Annotated in this window: 16 protein-coding genes; 7 read left to right on the top strand and 9 right to left on the bottom strand. The window is 62.4% G+C overall.

The window, feature by feature from the left end; translation table 11 throughout:
- Nucleotides 1-137 precede the first annotated feature (137 nt).
- On the top strand, nucleotides 138-1,142 hold the full coding sequence (locus tag PSEUDOMOFG3G_RS06375) for an NADP-dependent oxidoreductase (RefSeq protein WP_047230351.1): 1,005 nt from the start codon (nucleotides 138-140) through the stop codon (nucleotides 1,140-1,142).
- Between the two features lie 121 nt (nucleotides 1,143-1,263).
- On the opposite strand, the gene pyrF is transcribed toward PSEUDOMOFG3G_RS06375, so the two are convergent.
- The gene (gene pyrF / locus PSEUDOMOFG3G_RS06370) at nucleotides 1,264-1,962 is read right to left on the bottom strand and encodes an orotidine-5'-phosphate decarboxylase (protein ID WP_160893102.1); all 699 of its coding nucleotides are present in this window, start codon (nucleotides 1,960-1,962) and stop codon (nucleotides 1,264-1,266) included.
- A 291-nt stretch (nucleotides 1,963-2,253) separates the two neighbouring features.
- Here pyrF and PSEUDOMOFG3G_RS06365 point away from each other — a divergent pair, with 291 nt between their 5' ends.
- From PSEUDOMOFG3G_RS06365 to xopAW, 3 genes are all read left to right on the top strand, one after another.
- Nucleotides 2,254-3,012: a response regulator gene (locus PSEUDOMOFG3G_RS06365; protein ID WP_139049445.1), complete on the top strand. Its 759-nt coding sequence runs from the start codon at nucleotides 2,254-2,256 to the stop codon at nucleotides 3,010-3,012.
- The gene (locus tag PSEUDOMOFG3G_RS06360) at nucleotides 3,012-4,055 is read left to right on the top strand and encodes a HAMP domain-containing sensor histidine kinase (RefSeq protein WP_139049444.1); all 1,044 of its coding nucleotides are present in this window, start codon (nucleotides 3,012-3,014) and stop codon (nucleotides 4,053-4,055) included. The genes PSEUDOMOFG3G_RS06365 and PSEUDOMOFG3G_RS06360 overlap by 1 nt, the downstream gene beginning before the upstream one ends.
- A gap of 145 nt (nucleotides 4,056-4,200) precedes the next feature.
- The gene (gene xopAW / locus PSEUDOMOFG3G_RS06355) at nucleotides 4,201-4,926 is read left to right on the top strand and encodes an EF-hand domain-containing protein (RefSeq protein WP_139049443.1); all 726 of its coding nucleotides are present in this window, start codon (nucleotides 4,201-4,203) and stop codon (nucleotides 4,924-4,926) included.
- Nucleotides 4,927-5,043: 117 nt separating this feature from the next.
- Here the strand turns inward: xopAW and PSEUDOMOFG3G_RS06350 are convergent, their stop codons facing one another.
- From PSEUDOMOFG3G_RS06350 to PSEUDOMOFG3G_RS06315, 8 genes are all read right to left on the bottom strand, one after another.
- Nucleotides 5,044-6,081 carry an AI-2E family transporter gene (locus tag PSEUDOMOFG3G_RS06350; RefSeq protein WP_047230347.1) on the bottom strand — a complete coding sequence of 346 codons (1,038 nt, stop codon included), beginning with the start codon at nucleotides 6,079-6,081 and terminating at the stop codon, nucleotides 5,044-5,046.
- A 62-nt stretch (nucleotides 6,082-6,143) separates the two neighbouring features.
- Nucleotides 6,144-6,950, bottom strand: a complete 807-nt coding sequence (locus PSEUDOMOFG3G_RS06345) for a DUF4892 domain-containing protein (RefSeq protein WP_139049513.1) — start codon at nucleotides 6,948-6,950, stop codon at nucleotides 6,144-6,146.
- 143 nt (nucleotides 6,951-7,093) lie between these two features.
- Nucleotides 7,094-7,945 (bottom strand): alpha/beta hydrolase, encoded by an 852-nt coding sequence (locus PSEUDOMOFG3G_RS06340; RefSeq protein WP_047230346.1) that lies wholly within the window; start codon nucleotides 7,943-7,945, stop codon nucleotides 7,094-7,096.
- Nucleotides 7,942-8,736 carry an alpha/beta fold hydrolase gene (locus PSEUDOMOFG3G_RS06335; protein ID WP_047230345.1) on the bottom strand — a complete coding sequence of 265 codons (795 nt, stop codon included), beginning with the start codon at nucleotides 8,734-8,736 and terminating at the stop codon, nucleotides 7,942-7,944. The genes PSEUDOMOFG3G_RS06340 and PSEUDOMOFG3G_RS06335 overlap by 4 nt, the downstream gene beginning before the upstream one ends.
- Before the next feature lie 296 nt (nucleotides 8,737-9,032).
- Entirely contained in the window at nucleotides 9,033-9,476 is a 444-nt protein-coding gene (locus tag PSEUDOMOFG3G_RS06330) for a hotdog fold thioesterase (protein WP_047230344.1), read from the bottom strand.
- 54 nt (nucleotides 9,477-9,530) lie between these two features.
- Complete coding sequence (sixA, locus tag PSEUDOMOFG3G_RS06325) at nucleotides 9,531-9,983, bottom strand: phosphohistidine phosphatase SixA (protein ID WP_047230343.1); 453 nt, start codon at nucleotides 9,981-9,983, stop codon at nucleotides 9,531-9,533.
- Nucleotides 9,980-10,327 carry a DUF4389 domain-containing protein gene (locus PSEUDOMOFG3G_RS06320; protein WP_047230342.1) on the bottom strand — a complete coding sequence of 116 codons (348 nt, stop codon included), beginning with the start codon at nucleotides 10,325-10,327 and terminating at the stop codon, nucleotides 9,980-9,982. The genes sixA and PSEUDOMOFG3G_RS06320 overlap by 4 nt, the downstream gene beginning before the upstream one ends.
- Nucleotides 10,328-10,357: 30 nt before the next feature.
- Entirely contained in the window at nucleotides 10,358-11,383 is a 1,026-nt protein-coding gene (locus PSEUDOMOFG3G_RS06315) for an NAD(P)H-dependent glycerol-3-phosphate dehydrogenase (RefSeq protein ID WP_047230341.1), read from the bottom strand.
- Between the two features lie 200 nt (nucleotides 11,384-11,583).
- Between PSEUDOMOFG3G_RS06315 and PSEUDOMOFG3G_RS06310 the strand changes: the two genes are divergently transcribed.
- The 3 genes from PSEUDOMOFG3G_RS06310 to PSEUDOMOFG3G_RS06300 are packed head-to-tail and all read left to right on the top strand — an operon-like array spanning nucleotide 11,584 to nucleotide 16,544.
- Nucleotides 11,584-13,707 (top strand): TonB-dependent siderophore receptor, encoded by a 2,124-nt coding sequence (locus tag PSEUDOMOFG3G_RS06310; protein ID WP_139049441.1) that lies wholly within the window; start codon nucleotides 11,584-11,586, stop codon nucleotides 13,705-13,707.
- Entirely contained in the window at nucleotides 13,708-14,640 is a 933-nt protein-coding gene (locus PSEUDOMOFG3G_RS06305; RefSeq protein WP_139049440.1) for an ABC transporter substrate-binding protein, read from the top strand.
- Nucleotides 14,637-16,544 (top strand): ATP-binding protein, encoded by a 1,908-nt coding sequence (locus PSEUDOMOFG3G_RS06300; RefSeq protein ID WP_047230339.1) that lies wholly within the window; start codon nucleotides 14,637-14,639, stop codon nucleotides 16,542-16,544. Before PSEUDOMOFG3G_RS06305 ends, PSEUDOMOFG3G_RS06300 begins: the two co-directional genes overlap by 4 nt.
- Nucleotides 16,545-16,672 lie beyond the last annotated feature (128 nt).

The raw sequence follows: 16,672 nt of genomic DNA, 5'->3' as shown, positions 1-16,672 counted from the left end.
TTCATGGGTGCCAGTGATAACAGCCCCGGCGCCATTATCACTGGGCTCGATCAAACTGCATTCGCTGCATCAGCAAACCTTGCGACAAACGCTTCGAAGGTCTATCAACAAGGCTTCATTCATCTTGAGTGCCAGCCATGACTGCCCAGACCAATCGCCAGTTCCTGCTCGCCAAACGCCCGGTAGGCGCTGCGACCCGCGAGACTTTCACCTATCAGCAAGTACCGGTCGGCGAGCCGGCAGCCGGCCAGATTCTGGTGAAGAACGAATATCTGTCCCTGGATCCGGCCATGCGCGGCTGGATGAACGAAGGCAAGTCTTACATCCCGCCGGTAGGCATTGGAGAAGTGATGCGCGCCTTGGGCGTAGGCCAGGTAGTCGCCTCGAACAACCCGGCCTTCGCGGTCGGTGACTACGTCAACGGTGCGCTGGGTGTGCAGGATTATTTCCTCGGCGAGCCGCGAGGTTTCTACAAGGTCGATCCGAAACTGGCGCCATTACCGCGCTACTTGTCAGCATTGGGCATGACCGGCATGACCGCCTATTTCGCCCTGCTGGACGTGGGCGCGCCCAAGGCCGGCGAGACAGTAGTGCTCTCGGGCGCCGCCGGTGCGGTGGGCAGCATCGCCGGGCAGATCGCCAAGATCAAAGGTTGCCGCGTGGTGGGCATCGCCGGCGGGGCCGACAAATGCAAATTCCTGATCGATGAACTGGGCTTCGATGGCGCCATCGACTACAAGAATGAAGACGTCCATGCCGGTCTCAAGCGCGAATGCCCCAAAGGCGTGGATGTGTACTTCGATAACGTCGGCGGCGACATCCTCGATGCGGTGCTCAGCCGCTTGAACCTCAAGGCCCGCGTAGTGATCTGCGGTGCCATCAGCCAGTACAACAACAAAGAAGCGGTGAAAGGCCCGGCCAACTACCTGTCGCTGCTGGTCAACCGGGCGCGCATGGAAGGCTTCGTGGTCATGGACTACGCCTCTCAGTTCGCCGCCGCCGGACAGGAAATGGCCGGCTGGATGGCCAAGGGGCAGCTCAAGAGCAAGGAAGACATCGTTGAAGGACTGGAGACATTCCCCGAGACGCTGACCAAATTGTTCAGTGGGGAGAATTTCGGGAAGTTGGTATTGAAGGTCTAGTCACAAAAACACCTGTGGGAGCGGGCTTGCTCGCGAAGGCGGATTGTCAGGCGCCATTTTTGCCAACTGACACACCGCTTTCGCGAGCAAGCCCGCTCCCACAAGGGATCTTCAGATCTGATCAGGCCAGTTCGGCGACTACCGCCGCCAGTGCCTTGGCCGGATCAGCCGCCTGGCTGATCGGTCGACCGATCACCAGATAGTCGGAACCGGCATCCAGTGCCTGACGCGGGGTCAGGATGCGGCGTTGATCGTCCTGGGCGCTGCCCGCCGGGCGAATCCCCGGCGTCACCAGTTGCAGCGACGGGTGCGCCGCTTTCAGGGCGCTGGCCTCCAAGGCCGAGCAGACCAGACCGTCCAGGCCAGCCTTCTGCGCCAGCGCCGCCAGGCGCAGCACCTGTTCCTGAGGCTCGATATCCAGGCCGATACCGGCCAAGTCCTCGCGCTCCATGCTGGTCAGCACGGTCACGCCGATCAGCAACGGCTTCGGCCCGCTACGCTGATCCAGCACTTCACGGCAGGCCGCCATCATGCGCAGGCCGCCGGAGCAATGCACGTTGACCATCCACACCCCCATTTCGGCGGCCGCCTTGACGGCCATGGCGGTGGTATTGGGAATATCGTGGAATTTCAAATCCAGGAATACTTCAAAACCCTTGTCACGCAGGGTCCCGACAATTTCCGAAGCGCAACTGGTGAACAGCTCCTTGCCGACTTTGACCCGGCACAGCTTGGGGTCCAACTGGTCGGCCAGCTTCAGGGCGGCGTCACGGGTAGGGAAATCCAAGGCAACGATGATGGGCGTCTGGCAGGCGGACATGAGTGGGCTCTCAGGCAAGTCGAAATCGGCGCGCATTGTAGCGGAACCAGCGCCCGTGCGGGACCCGATGATCGGTAAATCCTCATCGCGTCCGGACAGCATGGACGATGCCGGCCTTTGTGTCGAAGTCGATACACTCATGACACGCGCACAACACGCCGGCACGCTACCGTCTGGCGCCGCACCCCCGTCCTTTCAGCGCTTCACGCCTAGCGGCACGAAGCCTATGCTGAAGCCTCAACCTCGCCGCCTTCTTTGCGGTTGGCAGCCTATCTGGCAGATGATGCATCCATGCAGAACACCCCTGTTGCAAATTCTGACGATCAAAAAGCGCCCGACGATGACAAGCGCTGGAGTACCCGGGCGTTGATCGTCGATGACGATGTGCCGATCCGCGAGCTGCTGATCGACTACCTGGCCCGTTTCAACATACGCGCCAGCGGCGTGAACGATGGCGCGGCCATGCGCCGGGCGATGCAGGCCGAGCATTTCGACGTGGTTGTGCTCGACCTGATGCTGCCGGGCGAAGACGGCTTGCAATTGTGTCGCTGGCTGCGCGCCGAATCGGACATCCCGATCCTGATGCTCACCGCCCGGTGCGAGCCCACCGACCGCATCATCGGCCTGGAACTGGGCGCCGACGATTACATGGCCAAGCCGTTCGAACCCAGGGAACTGGTGGCGCGGATCCAGACGATCCTGCGCCGGATACGCGACGACCGCGCCGAGCAACGGGCCAATATTCGCTTCGATAACTGGCGACTCAACAGCGTACTGCGCCAGTTGATCTCCGCCGACGGGCTGGTGGTGCCGCTGTCCAACGCCGAGTTCCGGCTGTTGTGGGTATTCATCGAACGACCGCGCCGGGTACTGAGCCGCGAACAGTTGCTGGACGCCGCCCGTGGGCGCTCCATCGAGGCGTTCGACCGCAGCATCGATCTGCTGGTGTCGCGCCTGCGCCAAAAGCTGGGTGACGACCCCAAGGCGCCGCAACTGATCAAGACCGTGCGCGGCGAAGGCTACCTGTTCGACGCCCGGGACATCGGCTGATGCGCTTGCGCCTCGACACCTTGTTCGGCCGCCTGTTTGGCGTGCTGTTACTGGCGATCGTCCTGGCGCACCTGTTGGCCTTTGCCTGGTTTTCTCAATACGACAAACCGCCTTTGGGACCACCCCCCGAATTTTCCCGGCAAGGCCAGCACCCTGGGCCCACGGGGCCCCCACCCAACCGCCCTGCGCGCCCATGGTTCGGTGGGCCGGTGGTACCGCTGACGTTTCAGTTTGTGTGCCTGATCGTCGCCGCCTGGTACGGCGCCAAACTGCTGACCCGGCCAATCCAGCGCCTGAGCGATGCCGCCGAACGCCTGAGCGAAAACCTCGACAGCCCACCGTTGGAAGAAACCGGCCCTCGGGAGGCCCGCCAGGCTGCCCATACGTTCAACCTCATGCAACAGCGAATTCGCGAGCAGGTGCAGCAGCGTTCGCGCATGCTCGGTGCGGTATCCCATGACCTGCGCACTCCGCTTTCACGGCTCAAGCTGCGCCTGGAACAGATCGATGACATCAAGCTGCAGGGCCAGATGCGTCAGGACCTGAACGATATGATTGGCATGCTCGACGCCACCCTCACCTACCTGCACGAGCAACGCACCAGCGAAGCGCTGCAATGGATGGACGTGCAGGCGTTGGTGGAATCGCTGAGCGAAAACGCCCAGGACCAGGGTGCCGACGTGCAAGCCAGCGGTGGTTGCGCGCCGTTACAGGTGCAGCCGATGGCGTTGCGCTCGTGTATCAACAACCTCATGGACAATGCCTTGCGCTACGCCGGCCATGCGTTGATTTCGCTGCAAGACCAGCGCGACCAGGTAGTGATTCGGGTGATTGACCACGGCCCCGGGATTGCGGCGGATAAACGCGAAGCAGTGTTCGAGCCCTTTTATCGCCTGGAAGGCTCACGCAACCGCAACTCCGGCGGTGTCGGCCTGGGCATGACCATCGCCCGGGAAGCCGCCGAACGCCTGGGCGGGCAATTGAGCCTGGAAGAAACGCCAGGGGGTGGATTGACGGCAGTGATCCGCTTGCCCCGCGCCTGAAACCACCTCAATCCCATGTGGGAGCCGCGCCGGGGGCTGAGTTTGTACACCCGCCGGTACAAACTCCACACACCCACGACAACTGCCCCGCCGACGCTGCATAAGCCGGTGCACCCACCGGCATTCCAGCCCAAGGAGAGCGCCCATGATCGGTAGCGTCAGCAGTTACTCGCCCTATACCAGCACCAGCAGTACCGCGACCAGCAGTGCCCGCAGCCAGCAGTTTCAAAAGGAGCTGCTCAGCAAACTCGACAGCAACGCCGACGGCTCGGTCGATCAGGAAGAATTGAGCACGGCCCTGTCGCAGAAGAGTGACGACGGCATCCTGGTCAGCCTGAGCGACAATTTCAGCGACCTGGACAGCGACAGCAGCGGTGACCTGAGCAGTGATGAGATAGCCGCGATGGCGCCACCGCCTCCGCCGCCACGGGACCAGGCGCCGACGACTGAACTGGCCGATGCGCTGCTCAGCGCCCTGGACGCCGACGGTGATGGCGAGGTCAGTAGCGAGGAGCTGAGCAATGGTCTGGCGAGCGCCGGCAGCACTGCCGACAGCCAGGAACTGTTCTCGGCTCTGGACGAGAATGAAGACGGTACCGTCAGCCTCGACGAACTCGCCGCCAGCCTCCCCCCGCCACCGCCACAACAGGCCTCCAGTGAGGCGTTGTTCAGCCAGCTCGACGCCGATGGTCAGAGCAACACCGGCACCAGCGAACTGACCAGCGCGGTACAGGCCAACCGCACCAGCGACAGCTCCACCGACCAGACCAATGTCAGTGAAGCGCTGAACAGGATGATCGCCAACCTCAGTCGACAATACTCGCTGGATGATGTCGCCCCCGTGGGGAAATACCTGAACGTGGCGACGTGATTGACCGGCAAGCCTGGTTTTTCAGAGCCAGGCTTGCCTGCTGGATCGAAGCCCATTTGTGGCGAGGGGATCTATCCCCTCACTACAAAAAGGTTGGTGCTGGTCTCAGGAGTGGGGTTATCGCGCCTGGCTCTTGCTCCAGTCCGTCAGCAAGCTGTAGGCCACCGCCAGCAGGGTCGGGCCAATGAACAGTCCGATGAAGCCGAAGGCAATCAAGCCACCGAACACCCCCAGCAATACGATCACCAACGGCAGGTTTCCGCCACGGCTGATCAGGTAGGGTTTGAGCACGTTGTCCACACCGCTGATGATAAAGGTGCCCCAGATCCCCAGGAACACCGCCATCCCGTATTCGCCCTTCCACACCAGCCACGCCGTGGCGGGGATCCAGACCAGGGGCGGCCCCATGGGAATCAGGCTGAGCAGGAAGGTGACGATGCCCAGCACCAATGCCCCCGGTACGCCCGCGATCAGGAAACCAATCAGCGCCAGCACCGCCTGGGCCGCCGCGGTGCCGATCACGCCGTTGACCACACGCTGCACCGTACCGGCCACCAGTTCGATGTAGTAACCGGCACGGTCGCCGATCAGACGCTCCAGCAACCCGTGCACGAACACCGCCAGACGCGGGCCGTCACGGTAGAAAAAGAACACGAACACAATGCTCAGGGTCAGTTCGAGAATGCCACCGCCGATTTGGGCACTGCGAGCCAGCAGCCAGTTGCCGACCTGACCCAGGTACGGCCTGACGGACACCATCATGGCTGCACCTTGCTGATCGATACTGTTCCAGATGCCCACCAACCGCCCCCCCACCAGCGGTAAGCCCGCCAGCCATACCGGGGGATCAGGCAGGCCATCGACCTGCACGTTCTTGATAAATGCCGTGGCGTCGCGTACATGATCAGCCAGGTTGAAGCCCAGCCACACCAGCGGCACCGCCACCAGCACCATCCAGCCTACGGTCAGCAAAGCCGCCGCCAGCGACTCACGACCATTGACCCAGCGGGTCAACAGGCGCATCAGCGGCCAACTGGCAAACGCCAGCACCGCGCCCCAGAACAGCGCCGACCAGAACGGAGCCATCACCCAGAAGCTTGCACCGAACAACACCAGGAGCAGGATCTGCACCAACAGCCGATCGTTATTGAGCATGTCAGGTCTCGAAATAAAAACAGGGCCGGGCTGACGGCGTGAAGCACGTCACCCGAAACAGCTTAACGCAGCAGCTCAAGATGCAGGCCCGCCGCATCGCCCCTGGCGGCCTCCATTCGCGCCGCCCGGACACCCTGATCGATCATTGCTTGCCGCCAGGCCTCGGCCTGGGGTCCGGCGACAGTGACTCGAAGACCCGTGTCCAGGTTCAGCGCCCGGGATAGCAGGCGCAACCAGGTTTCGTCCGGTTCGCCGACCAGACGCGGCAAGTCCAGCACGCCGGTGTCCTTGAGCTGGCGCAACAGCGTGGCCGATGTGGGCAGCAGGTTCCCCAGCGAGGCGTTTGCCTCGAACTGCTCGACATGCAGGTAAGCCTTACGATTGCCGCGAGTAATGCCATACAGCGCAATCAGTGTGTTATCCGCGGGCGGCGCCAGGCGCAGCAGCAGATAAGACTGACCGTTATCGGCACCATAGAGCTTGGCATTGCCGAACACTTCGTTGGCCCACAGGCTGCTTTCGCCGCAATCACGAGCCTGGCACCAGAACAACAGTTGCGCGTCCTGCTTCTGCAAGGCTTCGCGGGCAGCGGTAAAGGCCTGGATGGCGGAGTGTTCCGGCGGAAGTTCGTAAGTCACCGACGTGGTGTTGCCACGGGCATCGACCTGCCCATCGAAGCGCAACTGGCCGCTGATCTTGCGGATCGAACCCAGGGGATAAATCCGCTCCAGGTCAGTGGTTTGCCGGTAATCGACAATTTGCGCGTCGGGCATGCGGGGCACCCGCTCCAGGTCCCGGCTGCCGGGAACATCGGCGGCAAACGATGCCGGGCTGAAGCAGGCCAGCGTAAGCAAGGCGAGTGAATGAATGGATAATTTCATCGGATCGGCATGGCCTGGGTCTCTGGGGTGAGGCCGGTGTCATCGATGCACTGCGAGGCCGCTAAACAGAGATCTGTCATGGTTGTCTCCCTTTTTCAACCCGCCCAGCCTCGACAGTTGCCAGGCGCAAGTCAAGAAACGGTGAAGAACCGATTGAAACAGTCTGCTACAAGCGCGGCGCCAGCCTCGTCGTTCAGGTGCAAATGATGACCGCCGGGCAACCGTTCATGACTGAAGGGTAGACGCTCCAGCAACTCGGGGTGTCGGGCAAGCATGCCGTCAGCAGCCACCACCAGATGTGCGGGGCAAGCGACCCGCGCCACGAAGGCCATGGCCTGCTCATCGGTCAGGCGAAGCGGCGATGGCAAGGTCAGGCGATTGTCGGTGCGCCAGGTATACCCTCCCGGCACCGGCATCAGGCCGCGCTGGGCCAGCAATTCGGCGGCTTCGCGACTGACAGCCACCAGGCCTTTCATGCGGGCCTCAATGGCCCGGTCGAGGGTTTTGTAGACCGGTTTTCGTTTTTGTTGCAAATCCAGCTGCGCCTGCAGGGCCATGCCCATGCGCTCGGCGGCGTTGTCGCCTTTGTCCGTGGGAGGGATCACCCCGTCGATCAGCCCCAGGTGCGTGACCCGGTCGGGCAAGGCTCCGGCGAGCACCAGCGAGACGATGGCGCCCATGGAATGCCCCAGCAGGGCGAAACGCGCCAGGCCCAGTTGTTCGGCGACTTGCAGCACATCATGGGCATAGTCCCACAGGGCATAGCCAGCACCGGGTGGGCGATGCCCGGAGTGACCGTGACCGGCCATGTCCAGTGCAATGACCCGCAGGCCCTCAAGCCGTGGAGCCAGCCGGGCGAAGCTGTTCGCATTGTCCAGCCAACCGTGCAAGGCGATCACCGGCCGGCCATCCTCCGGCCCGAACAGGTGGGCCGCCAGTTCAATGTGGGGCAGGCTCAGACGGACTTCTTCAACCCCACTCATAAGCTGCGCCCTTCCCAGCGCTGAAAGAGATCCTTGAGCAACCTGGCCGTGTCCTGCGGACGTTCCAGGGGAAACATGTGGCCGCCGGGCATGCTCAGGGATTCGCCATGGGGCATTCGACCCACCGAACGGGTGTGATGGCGCATCACCACGCGACTCTGCCGGCCGCGCACCACCGCCAGCGGCACTTTGAGCATACGGGCCCGGCCGGGACTGGTGTGCGGCACGCCGCGGTAAATGCTGATCTCCGTGGCCGGATCGAAGCGCAGCCGCAAGCGGTCGCCGACTTGCTGCAAGCCATGTTGCAGGTAGGCGTCGAAGCATTCCGGGTCAAACCCGCGGAACAGCGTCTTGGCGGAAAAATACTGCCGGGCCGACTCCAGGTCTGCGAACTCTTCACGCCGGCCCAACGTCCGTCCCGCTGGAGTCAGACGATCGATGAACCCCAGGCGCTTGGCGGCCAGGATCACCCACTGATCGGCGCGGGTCAGCACCGGCGAATCGAGCATTACCACGCCACGATATAACTGTGGACAGCGCAATGCGGCATGCAGATGCAGAACGCCACCCAGGGAATGGCCGACGCCCCACACCGGTTCAGGTTGTTGTTCCAGGTGATGGATGAGCTCGTCCACCAGGTTGTGCCAGTTATCGTCTGCCGGAAAACGCGGGTCATGGCCGTGCAATTCCAGATGCGCGACCTCGTACTGCGGCGCCAGCGCGGCGAACAGCTTGCCGTAAGTGGCCGAGGGAAAACCATTGGCGTGGGCGAAAAACACCTGTTGCGACATGACAGTGGATCCATGGGGAAACTGGAACCGATTGTCCGCACATCCCGGTGGCGCGGCAATGACCGTAACTGACAGCAATGATGACAGTCGGGCTTGGGCTATGGCGTTGTATGAGCGATGTAAACCCGTGGTGAGGGAGCTTGTTCCCGCTGGCCTGCGCAGCAGGCCCAAAACCAGGCGTCGCGGTGTGGCAGGCTAACCGAGTCGATGGGTTTGCGGGGCCGCTTCGCAGCACAGCGGGAGCAAGCTCCCTCGCCACAAGAGCGGCCCATCAGTCACAAACATGCATTCGGGTTTCAACGCGCCGGCGGCTGTTCACCCAGCGGCACCACGGCCATGGTCAGGCGCGACACGCAGTTGACTTTGCCTTCGTCGTTGGTCAGGCGGATATCCCAGACCTGGGTGGTGCGGCCCAGATGGACCATCCGGGCCGTGGCCGTCACCCGACCGCTGCGCACAGCACGCAAGTGGTTGGCATTGATCTCCAGGCCCACGCAATAGAACTTGCTGGTGTCCACGCACAGATAGGCCGCCATGGACCCGACCGTTTCAGCCAGCACCACCGATGCACCGCCATGCAACAGGCCGAATGGCTGGTGGGTGCGGTGATCGACCACCATGCTGGCGGTCAGGGACTCGTCGTCGAAAGATTCGAAACGAATGTCCAGCACTTCGCTGATGGTGTTTTTACCGGCGGCGTTCAGTTGCTCGATGTTGGGGGTGGTGCGCCACAGACTCATCGTTGTCCTTCCTTTATGTTTTTTGTTGTGCTCAACCCTGCGACCAGAGACCTCTCAGGGATGCTGAATGCCCTTGAGCTGCATCGCCCCGGCCAGCGGCAGGTCACCCTCCAGCTCGGCCAGGCCAGCCGTTTTAACCTGTTCGGGTTGTTGCAGGTGACCGTGTTGCAGAAAGCCCAGCAGGCTGCCCACCAGCGGGTTATGGCTGACCAGCAGCACGTCGCCCTGATCAACCAGCTGTTCCAGGACTTTTTGCGGGCGGGTTTCCGGCGTGAGCCAATCAACAGTGATCAACTCAGGCGCGAAGCCCAAGGCTTCGCGCACCAGTTGGGCGGTCTGTTGGGCGCGCAGGTACGGGCTGGCATAAATGGCGCTCAGCGGCTGGCCGATCAGCGCGGCGGCACTGCGCAGTGCTTCTTCGCGACCGTGAGCGGTCAGCGCCCGCTCAGGGTCGGGACGGGCACCGTATGGCTCGGCTTCCCCATGACGCAATACCCACAATTTCATAGCTTGGGCTCCTCGTCCCGGACCGGATGCGGAGCCGGCGCCACCACGTGCGGCGCTTCACCTTCCGGCGTGCGCGGGGTGGGCCAGTCAGCGAATGGCCAGGGTTTCTGGTCGCTGTGGAAGGTGCCGAAACGGCCGATCTGCGCCAGGAACTGGCTCAGGCTGTCACCAAAGTTCATCAGGCTGGCACTGGGCGCGCCATAGATCAGCCGGTAGATCAGTTGCACCAATACCACCGCGCCCAGGATGAACTGCGCCACCTGCCAGACCAGCAGGTAAATCACCATCCACAACACACGCAGCAGGATGGACTCGTATCGGGCCTGCTCTTTTGGATCGCTCATGGTTTGCTCCCGCTTCTGATCAATAGAGGCTCAGTTGAAGCCACTGGTGGAAATGAAATCGACGTCGGTCTTGGGCTCGCCACGCATCAACAGTTCGATCACCTGCTCCAGCGTGCGCCCTTCGAACAGAATCGCATGCAGCCCCGCGACCAATGGCATGTAGACCCCGGACTCCTGAGACTTGGCCTTGAGCACCTTGAGCGTATTCACTCCTTCGGCCACTTCACCCAGGCGCGACACAGCCTCGTCCAGGCTCAACCCCTGACCGAGCGCGAAGCCGACCTGGTAATTGCGGCTTTTAGGCGAGGAACAGGTGACGATCAAATCGCCGACCCCGGCCAACCCCAGGAAGGTCATCGGATTGGCACCCTGGCTGACGGCAAAACGGGTCATTTCCGCCAGCGCCCGGGTGATCAGCATGCTTTTGGTGTTCTCCCCCATGCCCAGCGCCACCGCCATGCCGGCGATGATGGCATAGACGTTCTTCAGCGCCCCGCCCAGTTCCACACCGAAACGGTCGGCACTGGCGTAGACCCGGAAGGTTCGCCCATGCAGCGCGGCCTGGACCCGCTGGCACAGTTCTTCGTCTTCACTGGCGACCACGGTGGCGGTCAGCGCATGCTCGGCGATCTCGCGCGCCAGGTTCGGCCCGGAAATCACACCGATTCGAGCCTTTGGGGCGATTTCTTCGAGAATCTCGCTCATCAGCTTGAAGGTCTGGGCTTCGATCCCCTTGGTCAGGCTCACCAGCAATTTGCCGCTCAAGCGTTCGGCATGGGGCGCCAGGACCGAGCGCAGGGCGCTGGACGGCAAGGCGACGAAAAACAGGTCGCAGTCCTGCAAGGTGGCCTGCAAATCAGTCACCGGTTCAACTTCAGGGCGGATCTTGATGCCCTTGAGGTAACGCGGGTTCTCGCGATTGACCCGGATGGCCTCGGCCTGCTCCGGGTCACGCATCCATTGGCGCACCGGGTGGCCGTTCTCGGCCAGCAGATTGGCCACGGCGGTACCGAAACTCCCGCCCCCCAGGACCGCAATCGGGCGCTGTTCAGTCATATGCAATCCGTTCATCCATACCAAGTGGCAATGCCGGGCATTATACGGAGCGGCCACACCGCGACCAGCCCCGACTACAATTACCGGCAGTTGTAGGAAGCTGACCATCAATTCCTAGGAAAATGCTGTCAACGTGAATGGAAAAGTCGCTCACCTCAGTTAACATGCCGGCCATCCTTTCCCTAATCAAAGGCTGTGCCGTGTTCGTTGGCCCTTCCCGTTCAGGTTCGTCGCTCGTATTGGCGCTGTTCATCAGCCCGCCAGTGCTGGCCGACGACTTGTTCGTCGACAGTCAGCCCCTGCCCCAAGTGTTGACGGCCACGCGCCTGAAACAATCGCCGGCGGCGGTCCCCGGCAGCATGACCGTGCTGGACAGCGAATTGATCAAGGCCAGTGGCGCCCGGGACATCAGCGAACTGCTGCGCCTGGTGCCGGGCATGATGGTCGGCAATATCAGCGGGAACCAGGCCGCCGTGAACTACCACGGCACCAACGCCACCGAAGCGCGGCGCATGCAGGTGCTGATCGATGGCCGTTCGGTGTATCGCGCCGGCCTGGCCACGGTGGACTGGAGCGATATTCCAGTGGCCATGGAAGACATCGAGCGGATCGAAGTTTTCCGCGGCCCCAACACCGTCAGCTACGGCGCCAATGCACTGATGGCGGTGGTCAATATCATCACCCGCGCTCCGGCCGACAGCCACGGCACCCGCCTGAAAATCACCCGAGGCCAGCGTGGCATCAGCGACTGGTACGCCAGCCAGGGCAGCGGTTGGGAGAGCGGTGACCTGCGGCTGTCACTGTCCGGCCAGGAAGACGACGGCTTTGACAGCAACCGCACCGGCGCCGATTACCGCGACAGTCGACGCTTGAACCGTTTCAACCTGTCCGTCAGCCAGACCCTGAACGAACAGCAGAGCATCGACTGGCAACTGAACGCCAAGGACGGGACCAATCAGCGGCCTTATACCTACCGTCCAGTGTTCGCCGGGATTACGGCCGCCGGGGATAACTCCGATGTCGTCGCCAAGGACTACGCCGGTTCGCTGCGCTGGAACCTGGACCTGAACCCCAACCACAGCCTTTATGTACAAGGCTCGCTCCAGCATTGGGATCGCCAGCAGACCTGGCGCGCCTGCGATGCCGAGGTCTCCTTCAGCCCGCAGTTGACCGATCTGTGGTTGCTCAACCCTAACTACGCCGAGAAGCTGGCGCGCAATATTCCCAGCTTCACCGGCACCGGTGCGCCGCCCGGCACCCCGCAAGAACAGGCGCTGGCCAATCAGGTGCTCGATCAATGGCGCAACGGCGCCTCGCAAACCTTGTGCGGCGATATCGACCAGAGCGCCCGTGAGTCGCGCTACGACCTGGAAATCCAGGACACCCTGAGCCTGTCCGACAGCCTGCGACTGGTCACCGGGGCAAACTATCGCTACGACCGGGCCGACTCCGAGACGTACTTCAACGGCACGCTGGACGACACCACCTGGCGCCTGTTCGGCCAACTGGAGTGGCGGGCCAGCGAACATTGGCTGGTACAGGGCGGTGCGATGTTCGAAGACACCCACCTGACCGGCAGCTCGCTGACGCCGCGGGTGGCGGTCAACTACCTGATCACGCCACGCCATGGCCTGCGGGCGGTGTACTCCGAGGCGGTGCGCTCGCCGGACATGTTCGAGAACAATGTCAATTGGAGTTATCAGGTCACCAACCTCAAGCCCACCGCCTTCGGCCAGAGCAGTGCCCGTTATTTTGTCCAGACCCGAGGGCCGGGGAACCTGGACCAGGAGCACATGCGCTCCCGGGAACTGGGCTACAACGGTTATTTCATGAACCTGGGGCTGAGCGTCGATGTGAAGCTGTTCCATGACGAAATCACCGGCATGATCAGCGAACCCCTGCGCAACAATCAGTACATTGCCAGCAACGCCAATGAATCACAGTTTTCCGGGGCCGAAACCCAGTTCGACTGGCGCATCACCAGCGCCGACCGCCTGCGCCTGACCTATGCCTACGTCGATGCGCTGGCCAGCAACGCCCTCGACGAACAGCCCACCGCCCGCAATAGCGGTTCGGCCGGCTGGCTGCGGGACTGGGGCCGAGGCTGGAACAGCGCGGTGTTCTATTATGGTGCCGACGACCTTAACGGCTATCGCTTTGAACGAGTCGACACCCGCCTGGCCAAACGCATTTCTTTGGGCAAGGCCAACCTGGAACTGGCGGGCATCCTGCAACAGCGTCTCGACAACCAGCCCACTACGTTTGTCGACAACCGCTACGACTCCCGTCACGTCCTGTATTTCACTGCGGAGTTGTCGTTCTAGATGTTCCGGGGTCAATCGCGCAAGACGCCCTTTCGTGGCCGCCTGCCGCTGGCGCTGTGCCTGGTGTTTGCAGGCTGGCTGGCAACGATCGAGGCCCGGGCCGCCGAGATTGTACTGACCGGCGTGCGTAACAGTCCTGGCGTGCAGTCTTTCACCCAGGCCCTGAAAGTCCTGCGCCCCGAGGACGACGTCAGGTTTACTCCGCTGGCCAGCCTGCCGGCGCCCGGCAAACTGCCACGCAATGTCCGCCTGATTTTGCTTGACCTGCCCAGCCTCGACTGGCGCCTGCAGGAAACCCACGGGCCCGCCACCCTGGTACTGCGAATCAGCCGCCAACAAGCCAGGGACCGCCTGGGCGAGACAACGCCCGATCACCTGAGCCTGTTGTGGAGCGATCCGCCGCTGACGCGGCAATTGCGTCTGATCCGCGCGATCCTTCCGCAAATGCGCAGGGTCGGCGTGCTGTTCGATGGGCACAGCGAGTTCCTGCTCAAGGAAATCCGCCAGGCAGCAACGCCGTTGGGGCTGGAGATCGTGAGTGAACGCTGGGACGACACCAGTGACAGCCGCCCTCTGCAAAAGCTGTTGGGCCGCAGCGATGTGCTGCTGGGGCTCGACGACCCCGATCTGTACAACCCCAAGACGGTAAAGAATCTGTTGCTCAGCAGCTACGCCCGGCAACGTGCGCTGATCGGGCCCAACGCCGCTTTCGTCAAGGCCGGCAGCCTGGCCAGCACCTACAGCGACCAGGAGGACTGGCTGGCAATTCTCGACGATTTGCTGGACCGACCCGCCGCCACCTGGCCCCGCACCCTGTATCCGGCCCGCTTCAAAGTCCTGAGCAACCAGCAGGTCGCCCGCTCACTGGGGATCGAGCCGATTGACGCCGAATCCGTCGCTGCACAGCTGGCCGAAGGAGAACAACGCCCATGACCTTGCGTCGCCGCTGGGACATCAATACCCGCACCCAGCTTATCGCCCTCGGCCCGGCCTTGCTGCTGACGGTGCTGTTGATCAGCTTCTTTACTTTTGTGCGAATCCAGGACCTGCGCCAGGAACTCAACCACACCGGGCAGTTGATCGCCAACCAACTGGCCCCGGCCACGGAGTATGGGGTGATATCGGGCAATAACGAGGTGCTGGAAAGCCTGCTCACCGCCACCCTGGCCACGCCTCATGTGCGTTTTCTGGAGGTGCAAGACAGCAAGGACCGGGTTGTGGTGTATGTCGAGCAGCCCGCGCAAGGCCGCAAGCATTCCCAGCAGATCGAAGTTTTCCAGGCGCCGGTTCGCTTGCAGCGCATTGCCTTGAACAATGATTTCCTGCAAGGCAACAGCATGACCATCGAGGCGCCCGATGAGGATTACCTGGGCCGGGTGATCGTCGGCATGTCCAGTGACGCCTTCAGCCAGCGGCAGCAGGAAATCCTCCTCAAGGCCGCGATCCTGGCGCTGTTCGCCCTGCTGTTCACCTTCTTGGTGGCACGTCGCCTGGCGTCCAACCTGTCCCGGCCGATCCGCGACATCGGCAACGCAGTCATGGCGATCCAGCAAGGCGACTACGGCACGCCGCTGCCCATCGTCGACGATGCCGAACTGGGGGCCTTGTCGCGGCATATCAACAATCTGGCCGACGGTCTCGAGCAAGCCAGCCGTGAACAGCACCAGGCCATGGCGCAACTGATCAAAACCCGGGAAGAAGCGGAGAAGGCCAACAGCGCCAAGTCCGAATTCCTGGCGATGATGAGCCATGAACTGCGCACCCCCATGAACGGTGTACTGGGCATGCTGCAACTGCTGGAAACCACCGAAATGACGGAGGAGCAATTCGAGTACACGGCGCTGGCCAGCGAATCCACCGAGCACCTGCTGAAAGTCATCAACGACATCCTCGACTTCTCGCGCATCGAACGCTCGGCCCTGGAACTGGAACACATCCCGTTCAATCTGGCGGAGCTGGTCGCCAGTTGCGCCCAGTCGTTCCAGCACAGCGCCGCGCAACGCAAGCTGGGCCTGGACCTGCTGATCCCTGATGACATGCAGCCCTTGCAGGTGCAAGGCGACCCGACGCGGATCAGGCAGATCCTGGTCAACCTGATCGGCAATGCCCTGAAATTCACCGAACAAGGCCGCGTCACCGTGCAATGCCAGTGGCAGGCACTGGATCACGAACTCCTGTGGTTTACCTGCACGGTGCGCGACAGCGGCATCGGGATCGCGACCGAAAGCCTGGAGCGCATGTTCGATGCCTTCCAGCAAGCCGACAGTTCGATTTCCCGGCGCTACGGTGGCACCGGCCTGGGGCTGCCGATTGCCCGCACCCTGGCTGAACGCATGGGGGGCACATTGCGCGCCCAGAGCGAAGAAGGCCAGGGCTCGGTGTTTACCCTGGAGATCCCTCTGGCCCTGTCGAAAAAGGCACCGATAGCCCTGGCGCCAAAGCTCCCCGACGGCATCGGCAGCGGCCATGGCGAGGGCCGCAACGTGCTGCTGGTAGAAGACAATCCGGTGAACCAGACCGTGATCGAAGCCATGCTGCGCAGCCTGGGCTTCACCGTCAGCATCGCCGCCGACGGCGCCCAGGCCATCCGCAGTGCCGAAAGTCTGATTTTCGAGGCGATTCTGATGGATTGCCGGTTGCCCATCATCGATGGCTACGAAGCCACGCGACAGATCCGCCAGTTACCCGGCTGCGGCGAGGTGCCCATCATCGCTCTGACGGCCAATGCGCTACAGGGCGATCGCGAAGCCTGTCTCGCGGCGGGCATGAACGATTACCTGGCCAAACCGTTCAAAAGAGCTGATCTGCAGCAAATTCTGCAGCGCTGGGTGCGTTAGTGCAGGCGTTTCGACCATCTGCGACTGGCGTGAAAGGCGAAAGTGCGGCAGTCTTAACCACCCGAACAAGTCCCGATTGGGGCTTGAATAAAAATTTCAGTGCACAGGTGTACATTCATTTCCCGTGT

This window comes from Pseudomonas sp. FG-3G (assembly GCF_901007645.1).
Lineage (GTDB): Bacteria > Pseudomonadota > Gammaproteobacteria > Pseudomonadales > Pseudomonadaceae > Aquipseudomonas > Aquipseudomonas rhizophila.
The sequence above is the reverse complement of the archived record's forward strand: the minus strand, read 5'-3'. Positions and strand labels throughout refer to the sequence as shown.

Coding starts and splice junctions, on each gene's coding strand:
- PSEUDOMOFG3G_RS06375 (WP_047230351.1), top strand. CDS start 138: ATGACTGCCCAGACCAATCGCCAGTTCCTGCTCGCCAAACGCCCGGTA.
- pyrF (WP_160893102.1), bottom strand. CDS start 1,962: ATGTCCGCCTGCCAGACGCCCATCATCGTTGCCTTGGATTTCCCTACC.
- PSEUDOMOFG3G_RS06365 (WP_139049445.1), top strand. CDS start 2,254: ATGCAGAACACCCCTGTTGCAAATTCTGACGATCAAAAAGCGCCCGAC.
- PSEUDOMOFG3G_RS06360 (WP_139049444.1), top strand. CDS start 3,012: ATGCGCTTGCGCCTCGACACCTTGTTCGGCCGCCTGTTTGGCGTGCTG.
- xopAW (WP_139049443.1), top strand. CDS start 4,201: ATGATCGGTAGCGTCAGCAGTTACTCGCCCTATACCAGCACCAGCAGT.
- PSEUDOMOFG3G_RS06350 (WP_047230347.1), bottom strand. CDS start 6,081: ATGCTCAATAACGATCGGCTGTTGGTGCAGATCCTGCTCCTGGTGTTG.
- PSEUDOMOFG3G_RS06340 (WP_047230346.1), bottom strand. CDS start 7,945: ATGAGTGGGGTTGAAGAAGTCCGTCTGAGCCTGCCCCACATTGAACTG.
- PSEUDOMOFG3G_RS06335 (WP_047230345.1), bottom strand. CDS start 8,736: ATGTCGCAACAGGTGTTTTTCGCCCACGCCAATGGTTTTCCCTCGGCC.
- PSEUDOMOFG3G_RS06330 (WP_047230344.1), bottom strand. CDS start 9,476: ATGAGTCTGTGGCGCACCACCCCCAACATCGAGCAACTGAACGCCGCC.
- sixA (WP_047230343.1), bottom strand. CDS start 9,983: ATGAAATTGTGGGTATTGCGTCATGGGGAAGCCGAGCCATACGGTGCC.
- PSEUDOMOFG3G_RS06320 (WP_047230342.1), bottom strand. CDS start 10,327: ATGAGCGATCCAAAAGAGCAGGCCCGATACGAGTCCATCCTGCTGCGT.
- PSEUDOMOFG3G_RS06315 (WP_047230341.1), bottom strand. CDS start 11,383: ATGACTGAACAGCGCCCGATTGCGGTCCTGGGGGGCGGGAGTTTCGGT.
- PSEUDOMOFG3G_RS06305 (WP_139049440.1), top strand. CDS start 13,708: ATGTTCCGGGGTCAATCGCGCAAGACGCCCTTTCGTGGCCGCCTGCCG.
- PSEUDOMOFG3G_RS06300 (WP_047230339.1), top strand. CDS start 14,637: ATGACCTTGCGTCGCCGCTGGGACATCAATACCCGCACCCAGCTTATC.